Origin of the sequence: Glaciecola punicea ACAM 611 (assembly GCF_000252165.1) — a bacterium.
In the GTDB taxonomy this organism is placed as follows: Bacteria; Pseudomonadota; Gammaproteobacteria; order Enterobacterales; family Alteromonadaceae; genus Glaciecola; species Glaciecola punicea.
In genome coordinates this window covers 75,132-90,257 of the sequence record NZ_BAET01000007.1, presented here as the reverse complement: position 1 = coordinate 90,257, position 15,126 = coordinate 75,132, and the positions used below count along the sequence as shown (strand labels likewise).

At 43.8% G+C, this 15,126-nt stretch carries 13 protein-coding genes; 5 read left to right on the top strand and 8 right to left on the bottom strand.

Going from position 1 to position 15,126, the window contains the following annotated elements; genetic code table 11:
- Positions 1 to 4 precede the first annotated feature (4 nt).
- Together GPUN_RS14320 and GPUN_RS02835 are read right to left on the bottom strand one after the other, a co-directional pair.
- Positions 5 to 178, bottom strand: a complete 174-nt coding sequence (locus GPUN_RS14320; RefSeq protein WP_006003225.1) for a hypothetical protein — start codon at positions 176 to 178, stop codon at positions 5 to 7.
- Positions 179 to 274: 96 nt separating this feature from the next.
- Entirely contained in the window at positions 275 to 1,468 is a 1,194-nt protein-coding gene (locus GPUN_RS02835) for an FAD-dependent oxidoreductase (protein ID WP_006003223.1), read from the bottom strand.
- Positions 1,469 to 1,981: 513 nt separating this feature from the next.
- Between GPUN_RS02835 and miaB the strand changes: the two genes are divergently transcribed.
- From miaB to lnt, 5 genes are all read left to right on the top strand, one after another.
- Entirely contained in the window at positions 1,982 to 3,409 is a 1,428-nt protein-coding gene (gene miaB / locus GPUN_RS02830) for a tRNA (N6-isopentenyl adenosine(37)-C2)-methylthiotransferase MiaB (protein WP_006003222.1), read from the top strand.
- A 64-nt stretch (positions 3,410 to 3,473) separates the two neighbouring features.
- Positions 3,474 to 4,529: a PhoH family protein gene (locus tag GPUN_RS02825; protein WP_006003221.1), complete on the top strand. Its 1,056-nt coding sequence runs from the start codon at positions 3,474 to 3,476 to the stop codon at positions 4,527 to 4,529.
- Between the two features lie 39 nt (positions 4,530 to 4,568).
- A complete protein-coding gene (gene ybeY, locus GPUN_RS02820; protein ID WP_006003220.1) occupies positions 4,569 to 5,081 on the top strand; it encodes an rRNA maturation RNase YbeY in 513 nt (170 codons plus the stop codon).
- Between the two features lie 114 nt (positions 5,082 to 5,195).
- Positions 5,196 to 6,056 (top strand): CNNM family magnesium/cobalt transport protein CorC, encoded by an 861-nt coding sequence (corC, locus tag GPUN_RS02815; RefSeq protein ID WP_006003219.1) that lies wholly within the window; start codon positions 5,196 to 5,198, stop codon positions 6,054 to 6,056.
- A 13-nt stretch (positions 6,057 to 6,069) separates the two neighbouring features.
- Positions 6,070 to 7,569: an apolipoprotein N-acyltransferase gene (gene lnt / locus GPUN_RS02810; RefSeq protein ID WP_006003218.1), complete on the top strand. Its 1,500-nt coding sequence runs from the start codon at positions 6,070 to 6,072 to the stop codon at positions 7,567 to 7,569.
- 142 nt (positions 7,570 to 7,711) lie between these two features.
- On the opposite strand, the gene greA is transcribed toward lnt, so the two are convergent.
- The 6 genes from greA to GPUN_RS14120 all read right to left on the bottom strand — a co-directional run bounded on the left by greA (position 7,712) and on the right by GPUN_RS14120 (position 15,072).
- Positions 7,712 to 8,191, bottom strand: a complete 480-nt coding sequence (gene greA / locus GPUN_RS02805) for a transcription elongation factor GreA (protein ID WP_006003217.1) — start codon at positions 8,189 to 8,191, stop codon at positions 7,712 to 7,714.
- A gap of 207 nt (positions 8,192 to 8,398) precedes the next feature.
- Positions 8,399 to 11,620: a carbamoyl-phosphate synthase large subunit gene (carB, locus tag GPUN_RS02800; RefSeq protein WP_006003216.1), complete on the bottom strand. Its 3,222-nt coding sequence runs from the start codon at positions 11,618 to 11,620 to the stop codon at positions 8,399 to 8,401.
- An 11-nt stretch (positions 11,621 to 11,631) separates the two neighbouring features.
- On the bottom strand, positions 11,632 to 12,780 hold the full coding sequence (gene carA / locus GPUN_RS02795; RefSeq protein ID WP_006003215.1) for a glutamine-hydrolyzing carbamoyl-phosphate synthase small subunit: 1,149 nt from the start codon (positions 12,778 to 12,780) through the stop codon (positions 11,632 to 11,634).
- Positions 12,781 to 13,623: 843 nt separating this feature from the next.
- Positions 13,624 to 13,881, bottom strand: coding sequence for a hypothetical protein (locus tag GPUN_RS02785; RefSeq protein ID WP_006003213.1), 258 nt, complete (start codon positions 13,879 to 13,881; stop codon positions 13,624 to 13,626).
- 35 nt (positions 13,882 to 13,916) lie between these two features.
- Positions 13,917 to 14,249, bottom strand: coding sequence for a beta-barrel domain-containing protein (locus GPUN_RS14575; protein ID WP_238528934.1), 333 nt, complete (start codon positions 14,247 to 14,249; stop codon positions 13,917 to 13,919).
- Entirely contained in the window at positions 14,158 to 15,072 is a 915-nt protein-coding gene (locus tag GPUN_RS14120) for an HlyD family secretion protein (RefSeq protein ID WP_006003210.1), read from the bottom strand. Before GPUN_RS14120 ends, GPUN_RS14575 begins: the two co-directional genes overlap by 92 nt.
- Positions 15,073 to 15,126: the final 54 nt, after the last annotated feature.

Genomic DNA, 15,126 nt, shown 5'->3' with positions numbered 1-15,126 from the left:
CGCGCTATAAAAATGTCGTCAACAGACCGGCCAGTATCGCCACGAGTAAAAGCGGGAATATCCAACGAGAGATCTTTGCTGTATGTTCATCACTCATAGGTTTGCCAAACTTTTCCAACAGTGGGATCAAGATGACTAAGGTTAGTAATAAGACCCCTAAAATAGCAAAAACTGACATAAACTCCTCTTTAATATAGTTTCAAAAATGACCAATATAGAGTAGATACACAAAGCATAGACAAACAGGTCATTGTCTACACACATTACTTTACTGTTAGACCAAGCCCATCGCATACTTTAGCGCCATTTTTTTAAGTGGACCCGCTTTATCAGCCACTTTAAGACCAATCTCGCGCGCAATTTGCATGGGCATGAAAGTGTTTGAAAAACCATGATAAATCACGTCCATTAGCGACATCATCAGCAAATTAGGTACGCGGCGCTTGTTTTCGTATAGCGCAATTAGTCTTTTCGGCTTATCTAAGCCCTCGTGCTGAATAATGCTTAAAAGAGCGTCTACATCTTTAAAGCCTAAATTAACGCCTTGCCCAGCTAAAGGGTTGATAGTGTGTGCGGCGTCGCCAACAATAATAGCCTTGCCTTGCCCGTAACGATGGGCATGCATTCGCGTAATGGGAAACCCAGCTACTTTTACAATCTCAAACTCACCCAACACATCAGGAAAATCATTAATGACAGCGGCTTTCAAATCCTCTTTAGACGCCTTCTGGATCCATTTACTTTTTGTAGCGTTGTGATACCAAATTAGGCAGGCATAATGGTCATGCATCGGTAAAAGAGCACGCGGACCCGTGGCATAAAATGCTTGCCATGTTTCATCTGGCACTTTTTCTTTGGTTTTAATCAGCACAGCGTTAGCTTTTTGTGCATACTGCCAACCGCTTGTGGGAATACCAGCAGATTGACGAATTTGCGAGTTTGCGCCATCAGCACCAAGCAAAATACGCGCCTCAATAAGCTGGCCGCTGCTAAGGATAAGACTACCCTGCTCAACATCAATACTACTAATGGTTTGCTCATGAATGCAGGTTATTTCATTCGTCCAGTTGGCTTTTATCTCGTCGTATAGGGCAAGCTGAAGCAGTCTATTTTCAACAAAATAGCCAAGCAACTCGCGATCAATCTCAGAAGCTTTAAACTGCGTTGTTTGACTTTTATCGAACAAGTGCTTGCGGCTACTTTCACCATCCCATACGCTCAGGGTATCGTAAGCCCGATAACGCATTTTTTGCACATGCTGCCAGGCGCCTAAGGACTTAAGCAAGTTGATAGAGTGCATATTAAGGGCAGATACACGGATATCAGGGGCCTGTGCTTTATCAAATCCCGCTAAGGGCTTCTTTTCTATTAAAGCAACCTTATGAAATTGCTTTGCAAGTCCTAAGGCCAACGCAGCCCCCACCATTCCTCCGCCAACTACGCAGCAGTCAAACTTTGTTTCAAGCATAAATTGTCACTTCTACATTCACATACTCGCTTCATGTACAGAGTATGCCATAGCACTGCCAGTAATTGAATCTTCGTACAATTGTAATATAACTTCTATTGTAAAGAAGGGGTTTAGAACGGATAGTGAACACCTACGGATATTGAATTACTCAAATAAGGGACGAGTAAGTTACTACTTACCGCTGATAAAACTTCATAATCCACAGCGCGATTATGAAGTTTATCTACTTCTATAGGTAAATATTGTCTCATTGATAAAATAGATATAGTAAACAACACCTTACATTTAGTGAAAGAATTAATTCACACGACCTTTCCTATACCCTTTAGCACTAGCCTTGTGCCTAAATTACAGGTAACATATCGGCCAATTTGAACGGTGGTAAAAAATACTATCGAGTATTATTAAAGTCTTTATTGACGCCACTGCGTATAGTAATAATGTGGCAGAATAATTTAGGTGCTACGTTATCGGCACATCTACCCACTAACCAAAATTTGATGAAGTGAAATGAGCAAAAAATTATTTATAAAAACCTGGGGTTGCCAAATGAACGAGTACGACTCGGAAAAAATGGCGCACCTTTTAGACGTAACTCACGGTTATACAATGGCGGAAGAAGCCGCTGACGCCGACCTTATTTTACTCAACACTTGTTCTATTCGTGAAAAAGCACAAGAGAAGGTGTTTCATCAGTTGGGTCGCTGGAAAAATCTCAAGAAAGACAAACCAGAGCTGGTCATTGGCGTTGGCGGATGTGTGGCGTCGCAAGAAGGCGACGAAATTCGTAAACGCGCGCCATTTGTCGATATCGTTTTTGGGCCGCAAACACTGCATCGCTTGCCCGAAATGATTGGCCAAATAAAAGGCGGCGAACGCTCAGTGGTCGACGTTAGCTTTCCCGAAATTGAAAAGTTTGACCGTTTGCCAGAGCCGCGCGCCGACGGACCTACCGCGTTCGTGTCTATTATGGAAGGTTGCTCAAAATACTGCAGTTTTTGTGTGGTACCCTATACACGCGGCGAAGAAGTTAGCCGGCCTGTGGACGACGTTTTGCTCGAAATTGCGCAATTAGCAGCCCAAGGCGTGCGTGAGGTCAATTTATTAGGCCAAAACGTGAACGCCTTTAGAGGTGATCATTTTGACGGCGAGGTGTGTCGTTTTGCTGAACTGCTAGAGCTCGTTGCCAGCATAGATGGCATCGACAGAATTCGCTACACCACCTCTCACCCCGTTGAATTTACAGACGATATTATTCAAGCTTACGCGCATATTCCTGAATTAGTTGACCACTTACACTTACCCGTACAGTCGGGCTGCGACCGTATTTTGAACCTGATGAAACGCGGCCACACCGCTATTGAATATAAGTCGATTATTCGCAAATTAAAGAAAGTACGCCCAAATTTGGCTATGTCTTCTGACTTTATTATAGGCTTTCCGGGTGAAACGAATGAAGACTTTGAAGCCACCATGGACCTTATTAATTTTGTGGGTTACGACATGAGCTTTAGCTTTATTTACAGCGCCAGACCCGGCACACCCGCAGCAGATGCGGTAGACGACGTGCCCGAAAGCGAGAAAAAGAAAAGATTACAAATACTCCAGCAGCGTATCAATCAAAACGCCCAGCAAATTGCGCGCAATATGCTAGATACCCAGCAGCGATTGCTAGTTGAAGGACCTTCGAAGAAAGATCCCAAGGAGCTAACCGGTCGAACTGAGAACAATCGCGTAGTTAACTTTGTAGGTACGCCCGACATGATTGGTGAGTTCGTTGATGTTACTGTTACATCGGTTTATAGCAACTCACTGCGCGGCGACGTGATCCGTCGTGAAGCCGATATGGGCCTGCGCGTTGCCGTATCTCCACAAAGCATTTTGGCCAAAAAGCCTACGCCTAACCAGCTTGGCGTTATTCAAATAATGCCTGCGTAAGCGAAAATAGCGATTTTATAATGTGCCAACACACACTTTGAAAAAACGAAGATAGGGAAACTACTTGAGTAAAATAGTCAGCAATAAAGTGATACTAGATCCACAAGACACTAAACGTTTATCTAGCCTTTGTGGCCCGTTCGATGAAAATCTAAAGCAAATAGAGCGTCGTTTAGGGGTAGAGATTATCTACCGTAATAACGAGTTTAGTGTGCACGGTGAACCTCAGCAGGCTAACGGCGCAAGTGAATTACTGAAGCTACTATATATAGAAACGCAGCCAGTGCGTGGTAGTGTACCTGTTTTAGAACCTAAACAAGTTCATTTAGCGATTCAAGAAGCAAAATGCCTAGAGCACGCTGAGGCAGATACTCACGCTAAAGAAATAAGTATAAAAACAAAGCGCGGCATTGTTAAACCTCGCAACCCAAATCAATCTAAATATGTAAACAACGTGCTTACCCATGATATTACCTTTGGCGTAGGCCCTGCAGGTACAGGCAAAACGTATCTGGCAGTAGCCTGTGCGGTAGACGCCTTAGAAAGACAAGAGATTAGACGCATATTGCTAACACGACCCGCGGTTGAAGCCGGTGAAAAGCTAGGTTTCTTGCCGGGTGATCTATCCCAAAAAGTCGACCCTTACTTACGGCCGCTATACGATGCACTATTTGAGATGCTGGGTTTTGAGAAAGTTGAAAAGCTAATTGAACGTAATGTGATTGAAGTAGCTCCATTAGCATATATGCGAGGGCGCACCTTAAACGATGCTTTTATTATTCTTGATGAATCACAAAACACCACAGTAGAACAAATGAAAATGTTCTTAACCCGCATTGGCTTTAATTCAAAAGCGGTCATTACGGGTGATATTACGCAAGTTGATTTACCCCGCGGCACTCGCTCGGGTCTTCGCCAAGCGATTGATGTACTTGCCGATGTTGACGACATTAGTTTCAATTTCTTCACCGCGACCGACGTTGTACGTCATCCTGTGGTGGCAAGAATTGTGCAAGCCTACGAAAACTACGAGTCAGTTCAAGACGCCCTTCAAGCTAAGAAAAGACAAGAAAAGCAAGACCAATTTAACAGGGATAACACGTCATCAAACGGCAAATAGATAATTCCGTCAGTAGCACCTACAAGGACGTAGAGTGACATGAGTGATAATTTATTAATTGATGTTCAGTTTGCCGACGATTTGGCTGACACTGTTTCAAAGAGCCTGCCTACACAAGACACCATTAGCCAATGGTTGAAGCTGGCCTATTCATTAGCAAATGATTCGTTAGCCCTTGAGCAACAAAAAAGTAATGACTTGCTCCCTGAACTTAGCATTCGCATAGTATCAATTGAAGAATCCCAGTCTTTAAACGCCCAATACAGAGGTAAAGATGAGCCCACTAATGTGCTGTCTTTTGAGAGTGACTTACCTGACTTTGTTCCCAGCGCTTTTTTAGGCGACTTGGTTATATGTGCTCAAATAGTGGCAAATGAAGCCCTTGAGCAGCAAAAAACCCTTGAACATCACTGGGCGCATATGTGCATACACGGTATGCTTCATTTAATGGGCCTTGACCACATACAAGATGCTGATGCACATGAAATGGAAAGCCTCGAAATAACAATATTAGCTAAATTAGGTATTGACGACCCATATCAAATTAGTTAAACATAGCCATAACGATATCAACGTGAATTCAGTTGGCCTGCGCATTTAACATAACCGTCGCCTATACCAACTTCACACACTTTTAACTTTACTATATAAGATGCGAATTAAATAATGAGCGATGACAACCCCCCTTCACCCAACGGTTCTTCTAACAAAAGCTGGTTAGGTAAATTTATGACCAACTTTAAAGGGGAGCCGCAAAATAAAGAAGAGTTATCAAACTTAATTTCTAATGCCGAGTTCAGAGATGTCATTGACCCTCAAACAAAAGAAATGATCGAAGGTGTTATGGGTGTCAGCGAGATTAAAGTCCGCGAAATTATGATCCCGCGGGCACAAATGATTACCATTGATATTGAACAAACGGTTGATCAGTTTTTACCCTTAGTATTAGAGTCTGCTCACTCACGATTTCCGGTTATTAGTGAAGACAAAGATCACATTGAAGGTATACTGCTAGCGAAAGATCTTCTGCCCTATGCGTTTAATGACGAAAAGAACTTTGTGCTTAGAAACGTTATTAGAGAAGCAGTTATTGTGCCTGAAAGCAAACGGGTTGACGTGTTACTAAAAGAATTTAGGCAGCAGCGCTACCATATGGCAATAGTGGTAGACGAGTACGGTGGTGTTTCGGGCTTGGTTACCATTGAAGACATACTTGAACTCATTGTGGGTGAAATTGAAGATGAGTTTGATGATGAAATTACGGATAGTGGCAATATCCGCCCGCTTAATAAGTCAACCTATTCTGTAAAAGCCCTCACCCCCGTTGACGATTTTAATAAGTTTTTTGAATCATCTTTTAATTCCGATGAATCAGATACTATTGGTGGCGTAGTGCTGCGCGCCTTCGGCCACATGCCCGAAACAGGCGAAAAAGTAAATGTAGATAACGTACAGTTCGAAGTCACTAACTCTGATAAACGACGCCTATTGCAACTTAAGGTGTATTTACCCGAATTGGAGAGTTAGGCTGTCTACACTCTTGGTGAACGTTCTTCTTTTTTGTTTAGGCGCTAGCCTTACCTTTGCGTTCGCGCCATTTAATCTATGGCTGATTGTTTTTGCTGTTCTACCCATTTGCATTTATCTTCTTGCCTATAAAACGCAAAGCCCTTTTAAAAGTGCCTGGTGCTTTGGCTTCGGCTATTTCGGTGCAGGTATTTCATGGATACACGTCAGCATATATGAATTTGGTGGCTTGCCGCTTATGGCATCAGTTGGCCTAATGGTGATGCTTTGCGGGTATTTAGCTTTGTTTCCTGCACTGCTGTTTTATGCAGTGTCTCGTTTTTTTAAGCCTGCCCTATGGCCTCTTTGTTTACCGTTTGCATGGCTTTTAATGGAATGGCTGCGCGCTTGGGTGTTAACCGGTTTTCCGTGGCTGTCAATAGGTTATTCGCAAAGCAATAGCCTATTTAGTGCGTATTATCCCTTGGTGGGTGAAATAGGCTTAAGCGCGCTAATCGTATTGGTTAGCGCCGCCGCCGCAGTTGGCATTGCACAAAAACAGTGGCTGCATGCGCTTATTCCTGTCCTTGTGTTTACTGTCAGCGCTTACATCCTGACCAGCGTGCAGTTCAGTACGCCAACAGGGATAATCAAAACCGTGGCGCTGGTACAAGGAAACATTGCGCAATCGATGCGCTTTGAGCCAGAAAAAGACCTGTTGGCTATGGACAAATATCTGGAAATGACATCGCCGTATTGGAACTCAGATATTATTATATGGCCTGAGGCCGCGGTGTCACGAATAGAACCACTGGTGCAGACATTTTTAAAGTCCTTAGACAATCAAGCAACTAAAACAAATACAGGCCTGATAACGGGACTTATTAACTACGATTTACGCACCAATATTGCCTACAATTCGCTTGTAGCACTTGGGATAGATAGTGGCACTAACACCGAGGCGTATGCGCCAAACCACAGTAAGCGCTTTGCTAAACATCATTTATTACCCATAGGGGAGTTTGTGCCTTTTGAGAATTTACTTAGGCCTTTAGCACCTATTTTTGACTTACCTATGTCTTCTTTTAGCCGTGGTGATTACGTGCAGCCTAATTTGGTGGCGGGAAGCACCTATTTTGCGCCGGCTATATGCTTTGAAATTGCTTTTCCTTCACAAATAGCAGCCAATTTAACCAGCAAATCTAACGCCATTATAACGGTTAGCAACGACGCTTGGTTTGGCAACTCTCACGGTCCACATCAACATATGCAAATAGCACAAGTGCGCGCAAAGGAGTTTGGCTTGCCTGTTTTGCGTGCCACCAACAACGGTGTTACTGCCATTGTTGATCACACCGGCCATATCCAAAGCCGATTGCCGCAGTTTGAAGCTGCGGTGCTTAACGACACCATTAGCTTAGTCATAGGAGACACACCCTACCGAAGCTTCGGGAACGGGCCTATTTGGATACTTGCACTGTTCGGATTTGGTGCCGCTATTTATCAGCGGTCACAAAGAACTCCGCTTAATTAGAATTAATGCGCCGATTTTAGTATTGAATTGGCTGAGAAGTGAAGCCTAATTTACACATTTCAATCTATCAGTTTTTCACAGGAGCTAAATCTTTTTTCAGTATAATATAAACAATTAAATAGCGCTCCTTCTCATCAGAACGCTAAATATAATCCACTTGGATAATTTCATACTCAACCACACCAGAGGGCGTTTTAATAGCAGAAACATCGTCAACTTCTTTACCAATTAACCCGCGCGCAATAGGCGAATTCACCGAAATCCGGCTGTTCTTTAAGTCGGCTTCGTCATCACCCACAATATGGTATTGAATTTCTTCGTCGGTGCCAACATTAAGTAATTTTACGGTAGAGCCAAATATGACTTTGCCATTATTGACGATTTTGGTCACGTCAATTATTTGTGCACCCGCCAGCTTACCTTCAATGTCTTGAATACGTCCTTCACAAAAGCTTTGCTGATCTCGTGCAGCATGATACTCAGCATTTTCTTTTAAATCGCCGTGTTCTCTGGCTTCAGCAATAGACTTAATAATCGTAGGTCTAGTTTTAGACTTTAGTACATTTAATTCCTCACGCAACTTTTGCGCGCCTTGCAGTGTCATTGGGTAAGTAGTTGCCATTATTATTCTCTTATCATGATGTGTTGATTTGCCAATATAGTGATAAACCGCGATGCAAAATATGTGCTAGGGCGCAATAACCACTAGCTCATCACATATTAGACGCTATAGATTCAACCGTGAAATAAAAAAGAACGCTAAACGCGTTCAATTTATATAATTAATAGCATAATAGTATAAAACAATCGGGCTATTGTGGGTAGGCTTTTAGGCGTCGATTTGTTTGTGTAACTCTTGCAAAGAATTCACATTTTTATACGCATCAGCGGTTTTTGACTGCATCGTTGCAAATGCTGCATTTAAGGTGGTGGTATAGGCCACTTTATTTAACAGCGCTTCACTTCGAATATACACCGAGTCGGTAATAGCTTGACGACCTTCAGTGGTATTTACAATGTAGGTGTAAGCACCGTTTTTAATAGAATCAACAATATTAGGGCGCCCCTCTAATAACTTATTGACCACCGAGCACTCATAGCCACCGTCATTAATAAATTTCGCAGTGCCGCTAGTCGCTTCTAAACTAAAGCCATTTTCAATAATAACCTTGGCTAGATTGAGCACCCTGTGTTTATCATTATTACGCACAGACACCAGTACTTTGCCCTTTTTAGGTAACGGAGAACTCGCGCCTAGTCCTGCTTTAGCGTAAGCTTCTTCAAAATTCACCCCTATTCCCATTACCTCACCTGTAGAACGCATTTCTGGACCTAATAATGGATCAACGCCCTGAAACTTAGCAAACGGCAACACCACTTCTTTTACCGAGAAAAATGGGGGTATTGTTTCTTTGGTAATGCCTTGGCTGGCGAGTGACTTACCGGCCATTACGCGCGCGGCTATTTTAGCTAAGGGTACGCCTGTTGCCTTTGACACAAAAGGCACCGTGCGAGCGGCGCGCGGGTTAACTTCTATTAAGTATACTTCGTTGTCTTTAACAGCAAACTGTGTGTTCATTAAGCCCACTACGCCTAACTCTAGCGCCATTTGCGCAACTTGCGTACGCATAACATCTTGAATTTCTTTGGATAAAGAATAAGGAGGTAAACTGCAGGCTGAATCGCCTGAGTGCACGCCCGCTTGTTCAATATGCTCCATTATGCCGCCAATCACAACGTCAGTGCCGTCGCAAATTGCGTCTATATCAACTTCAATGGCGTCGTCTAAGAATCTGTCTAGCAACACAGGAGAGTCGTTAGAAACCTTTACTGCTTCGGTTAAATAACGTTTCAAATCTTTTAGGTCATACACAATTTCCATGGCGCGGCCGCCTAATACATAAGAGGGCCGAACAACTAATGGAAAGCCAATTATTTGAGCATGTTCAATCGCCTGTTCCATATTACTCACGGTCGCATTAGCCGGCTGTTTCAAGCCTAACTTGGTTACCATTTGCTGAAACCGTTCGCGATCTTCTGCTCTGTCTATAGCATCGGGGGAGGTACCGATAATATTAACCCCATTCTTTTTCAAAGCACGCGCAAGCTTCAAAGGAGTCTGACCGCCATATTGCACAATCACACCATCAGGCTTCTCAACTCTGCAGATTTCCAATACGTCTTCAAGGGTGACAGGCTCAAAATAAAGCCTGTCTGAGATATCGTAATCGGTTGACACTGTTTCTGGGTTACAATTCACCATTATGGTCTCGTAGCCGTCTTCACGCAGTGCAAGCGCAGCGTGTACACAGCAGTAGTCAAACTCAATACCTTGACCTATCCGGTTAGGGCCACCGCCTAGAATCATTATTTTGGGTTTTGAAGACGGCAGTGCCTCGCACTCTTCATCATAAGTAGAATACAAATAAGCGGTAGAAGTGGAAAACTCTGCAGCGCAGGTGTCAACACGCTTATAAACAGGTAACACCCCCATTTCTACGCGTTTGGCACGCACTTCATCTTCGACTATACCAGTTAGTTCAGCAATACGCGCATCAGCAAAGCCTTTGCGCTTAAGGCCGCGCATCAACTCTTCATCCATACCGGCTAGGCCACGCTCTTTTATAATCGCTTCTTGTGTAACAATATCTTCAATTTGTACTAAATACCAAGGGTCTACATTAGTTAATAAAAACACTTCTTCAACCGACATGCCCATTCTAAACGCATCGCCAATATACCAAATACGCTCAGCGCCTGGCTCGCGTAGTTCATATACTATTTTAGTTCTAGCTTCGGGGTCGTTTAAATCCACAATAGGGCTTAAGCCTGTGGCGCCTACTTCTAAGCCTCGCAGCGCTTTTTGCAAGGACTCTTGCTGATTGCGGCCAATGGCCATCACCTCACCCACCGACTTCATTTGGGTGGTTAGGCGATCGTTTGCACCGGCAAACTTTTCAAAATTAAAGCGCGGGATCTTGGTTACAACATAGTCTATTGCAGGCTCGAATGAGGCAGGTGTTTTACCGCCCGTTATATCGTTTTCTAGTTCGTCAAGGGTGAAGCCAACGGCAAGTTTAGCGGCAATTTTAGCAATCGGGAAACCAGTCGCTTTTGAGGCCAGCGCAGATGAACGCGACACTCTTGGGTTCATCTCTATGATGACCATACGGCCTGTTTTAGGATCGATACCAAACTGCACGTTCGAACCTCCGGTTTCCACACCAATTTCACGCAGCACCGCAATAGCGGCGTTGCGCATTATTTGAAATTCTTTGTCGGTTAAGGTTTGCGCGGGTGCAACCGTAATAGAGTCACCGGTGTGCACGCCCATCGGGTCGAAGTTCTCAATAGTGCAAATAATAATGCAGTTGTCTGCGCTATCGCGCACCACTTCCATTTCATATTCTTTCCAGCCAATAAGCGACTCGTCAATCAGCAGCTCTGAGGTGGGAGATAAATCTAAGCCCCGGGTGCAAATTTCGTTAAATTCGTCCATGTTATAGGCAATACCGCCGCCGCTGCCGCCCATGGTAAAAGAGGGGCGAATAATGCATGGAAAGCCGATGCGCGTTACCACATCTTGGGCTTGCTCTAAGCTATGTGCAATTTCCGCACGCGGGCATTCAAGGTTGATGGACTTCATGGCCTTGTCAAAGCGTTCGCGATCTTCTGCTTTGTCTATAGCGTCGGCATTTGCGCCAATAAGCTCAATATTAAATTCGTCTAGTACGCCGTGTTTATTCAAGTCCAGCGCGCAATTAAGGGCCGTCTGTCCGCCCATCGTGGGTAAAATAGCGTCAGGACGTTCTTTGATGATAATATTTCGCACCACTTCCCATTGAATGGGTTCAATGTAGGTCGCATCGGCCATATCGGGATCGGTCATTATGGTGGCTGGGTTGGAGTTAACCAAAATAACTCTATAGCCTTCTTCGCGTAGTGCTTTGCAAGCCTGAGCGCCTGAATAATCGAATTCGCAGGCCTGTCCTATTACAATAGGACCGGCGCCAAGAATCAAAATGCTTTTGATGTCGGTACGTTTTGGCATGGTAAAGCTTCCTATTGTTTTGCTTGTTTAATCAGGTCTATAAAGTGGTCAAATAATGCAGCGGCATCTACCGGACCAGGGCTTGCTTCTGGGTGGCCTTGAAAACCGATGGCTGGTGCATTTTTTAACGCTATTCCCTGCAGAGACTGGTCAAACAAGGATACATGGGTAACCTTAATAGTACTAGGCAAACTGTTTTCATCTACCGCAAAACCGTGGTTTTGACTGGTGATCATAACGCGGTTTGTGGCAAGATCTTTGACCGGATGGTTTGCGCCGTGGTGGCCAAACTTCATTTTTTGCGTGCTCGCACCTGCGGCCAAGGCCAAAAGTTGATGTCCCAAACAAATACCGAACATGGGGATTTGTTCGTCAATAAAGGTTTTAATGGCGCTTATTGCATAGTCGCATGGCTGCGGATCACCGGGTCCATTAGATAGAAATATTCCGTCGGGCTTCAGCGCTAATACGTCTTTTGCGGATGTCTGCGCGGGTACCACCGTTAGCCGGCAGCCGCGGTCAACAAGCATGCGCAGGATGTTGCGCTTAGCGCCAAAATCGTAAGCAACCACATGATAGGGTAAATTAGTGATTTGGGTATCGTAACCACTTTCTAAGTGCCATATGCCGTGTGTGAACTCATAATGCTTTTCACAGCTAGCAACCTTGGCTAAATCCATTCCTTTTAGACCAGCAAAGCCTTTTGCTTGTGCTAAGGCCTTTTCAATCACGCTGTCTATGTCGCTAAGATTTTCAAGACTTAAAATGCAGCCGTTTTGAGCGCCTTTATCACGTAAAATGCGGGTCAGCCTGCGCGTGTCAATATCGGCTATGCCTATTACATTATTGGCTAGTAAATAGTCACTTAAGCTTTGCTGACTTCTAAAGTTACTGGCGACTAATGGCAAATCTCTTATTACTAAGCCTTTAGCCCACACTTGGCCAGATTCAACATCTTCACTGTTAATGCCAGTGTTGCCGATATGGGGATAAGTTAAGGTAATAATTTGTTCAGCGTATGAAGGGTCGGTAAGAATTTCTTGATAGCCGGTCATTGAGGTGTTGAATACAACCTCACCAACGCTGCTACCGGTCGCACCAATGGCGGTTCCTTTAAACACGGATCCGTCGGCGAGTACTAACAGGGCAGAAACAGCCACTTAAATCTCCTAAAAAGTAGAGATAGCTAGGGTTCGTCATTAGAATGAAGCAAACCTGTCGTTAAACCATATTTTGATATAAAAAATGGTTTAGTATCTCTGCCAAAATAGAGACTACAAAACGAGCAATAACTAACATAAAGCCTTGACTGTTAGCACCTGCCGTTATTGTTAGAAGGATTTCAAATTAGTAAAATCGCTTCCCTTTGGCAAATTCTAAGTAGTATATCGAACTAAACCATTCAGGTCTATAGGTTTTAAATAAATGATTAAAACAACCGGAACACTCTAAATTCACTAGCAAAGCCTCAAAAGTGCGTCTTTTGTATTGCTACCCTAGCATCGTACTAGAACGTGTTGATCTTTTCTGTACATAAATCAATCAGCCCACCTGGGTAAATTCAATCCAAAACGTTACCGCCACAAAGCGACTTAACACTAGCGCCGTTATAACCCCGATAAAAAATATGGATTGCTTGCCAAATGATCTCGACCGGCCCAACGAGACGCATGACTATGAGCCCTACCATAATTTCCCTCGCAGATGTTTTTCCTTAAAAGTACCATCGAAATTGCAATACTTATAGGATGTCAATCCCAGTATTAATACCGCTATACACTTCCCAATTGTTGTAAACAGCCAGTTTTCACTCATAAAAATATATTCGTGTAAAAATATTAGAATAAAAATAACGCTTACTGCACTGCAGGTCAACGTCCTATTTCTTTTATCTAGTACCCTTGGCAGAACCAAAACAACGACCAATGGTAATATAAATGCGTTAAAAAACATTTTTTTCTCCAATTTAATAAAGGGGCCAAATGTTCAGCCCCTTTAATTTTCTAGAATTTAGAAGCACCTACACCTAGCATAAACGATTTTCCTCCAAACATTGCATTGGCAAACCTTGAGCCAGTGTGGCCCACAAAACCCCCAAAGAAGCCAGATGCAGCACCAAACGCTATTGCACCTGCGATATTGCCAAAACCTCCGCCATTTAAGGCACTACTAACACCACCAATAGCTCCTCCCAAAATAGCGCCACCTGGTCCGAATCCACCATTCACATCTCCTACTTGATCAAACTTCAATTCTTGCATATCATCTCTCCTAGAGATTATTTTAAGTTTAGGTTTTATATACGCCCTTTCAGGCTTAAAATTGGCTCAAGCAACCAGCTTATTAAGCTGTGTTGTTCAAGCACGACATCTGCGCTTAAGGTCATACCCGGTTGCAACGGGACTTCCTTTCCATAAGCGCGGATTTCTTGCTTACCCAAGGCCACCTCTACGCGGTATACAGGCTCTTGGATACTAATTGGCATGTCTACTTCACCCGGCAACAATATTGAATTTGCCGCATGGGTCACTTCGCCTTCAAACAAACCAAAACGTTGGTAGGGGAAAGCGTCGAATCGTATACGTGTATGTTGCCCTGCTTCGACAAAACCGAAAGCGCGAGTGAGCACCAGCAATATGGCTTTTTAGCACATCGTTTGTTGGCACGATGATCGCCAGCGGCAATTGTTCAGGTATTGAAGTTCCCGGCTCAGCCACCAAGTTAGTGACCTTTCCAGCAATGGGCACAATCAGTAATACCTGCCCACGTGCGCTGGCCTCGGCTAATTGCTGGTTTATCCTAGTTTTTTCAGTGTTAAGCATGGCCAGTTGCTGGGCATGCTTTGATGGGATTCGATTTAACTGGGTGGTTAACTGCTCTATTTGGCGCCTCTGGGTTTGATACGAGGAGGTCAACTCAGACACCTGTTGTATAATAGCGAGGCGTTCATTGAGTAAGGTAAGTTGCGCTTGCGCTTCGATGAATGACTGTTTGTTAACGTAAATACGCTGAGCTAAGGTTTGTGTTTGTTGATTATGCTGGCTAGTTACCTCATTCGCACGAATATCGGTAAAGCTCAGCTGTTGATTAAGCGTGTTGGTCAGTAATGCAGTGACATTTTGACCGTCTGATAAAAGTTCAGGAATATGAATAAGGGCTATTGGGTCGCCGGCGACAACTGTATCGCCATTTTTAGCGTAAAGCGTATTGACCACACCGGCATTTTTGACAGTAATTTTGGCTAAGCCAGAAGCAGGTTGTAGATAAGCCATGAAGGTCTCTTTGCGATGAAAAGACGCGTTAGCTAGATATACGAGACTAATGGCAACCAATGCTAGTAGCAATATCCTTGCTGCTGAGGGCTGTGCGATGACTACGTCACCATCTAATTTTACAGATTGGTTCGCCACATCCTGTGGTCTGAACAATCCTTGTTCATTTTGAGTCGTCATCGCTATAACTTCTTAATGTACTTCGTGAGTATAAATCCCTTTCTTAAAACGTAT

Excerpts from the sequence above, each read along its gene's own strand:
- GPUN_RS02785 (WP_006003213.1), bottom strand. The coding sequence starts at position 13,881 with ATGCAAGAATTGAAGTTTGATCAAGTAGGAGATGTGAATGGTGGATTC.
- carB (WP_006003216.1), bottom strand. The coding sequence starts at position 11,620 with ATGCCAAAACGTACCGACATCAAAAGCATTTTGATTCTTGGCGCCGGT.
- GPUN_RS14320 (WP_006003225.1), bottom strand. The coding sequence starts at position 178 with ATGTCAGTTTTTGCTATTTTAGGGGTCTTATTACTAACCTTAGTCATC.
- GPUN_RS14120 (WP_006003210.1), bottom strand. The coding sequence starts at position 15,072 with ATGACGACTCAAAATGAACAAGGATTGTTCAGACCACAGGATGTGGCG.
- GPUN_RS02835 (WP_006003223.1), bottom strand. The coding sequence starts at position 1,468 with ATGCTTGAAACAAAGTTTGACTGCTGCGTAGTTGGCGGAGGAATGGTG.
- greA (WP_006003217.1), bottom strand. The coding sequence starts at position 8,191 with ATGGCAACTACTTACCCAATGACACTGCAAGGCGCGCAAAAGTTGCGT.
- corC (WP_006003219.1), top strand. The coding sequence starts at position 5,196 with ATGAGCGATGACAACCCCCCTTCACCCAACGGTTCTTCTAACAAAAGC.
- ybeY (WP_006003220.1), top strand. The coding sequence starts at position 4,569 with ATGAGTGATAATTTATTAATTGATGTTCAGTTTGCCGACGATTTGGCT.
- miaB (WP_006003222.1), top strand. The coding sequence starts at position 1,982 with ATGAGCAAAAAATTATTTATAAAAACCTGGGGTTGCCAAATGAACGAG.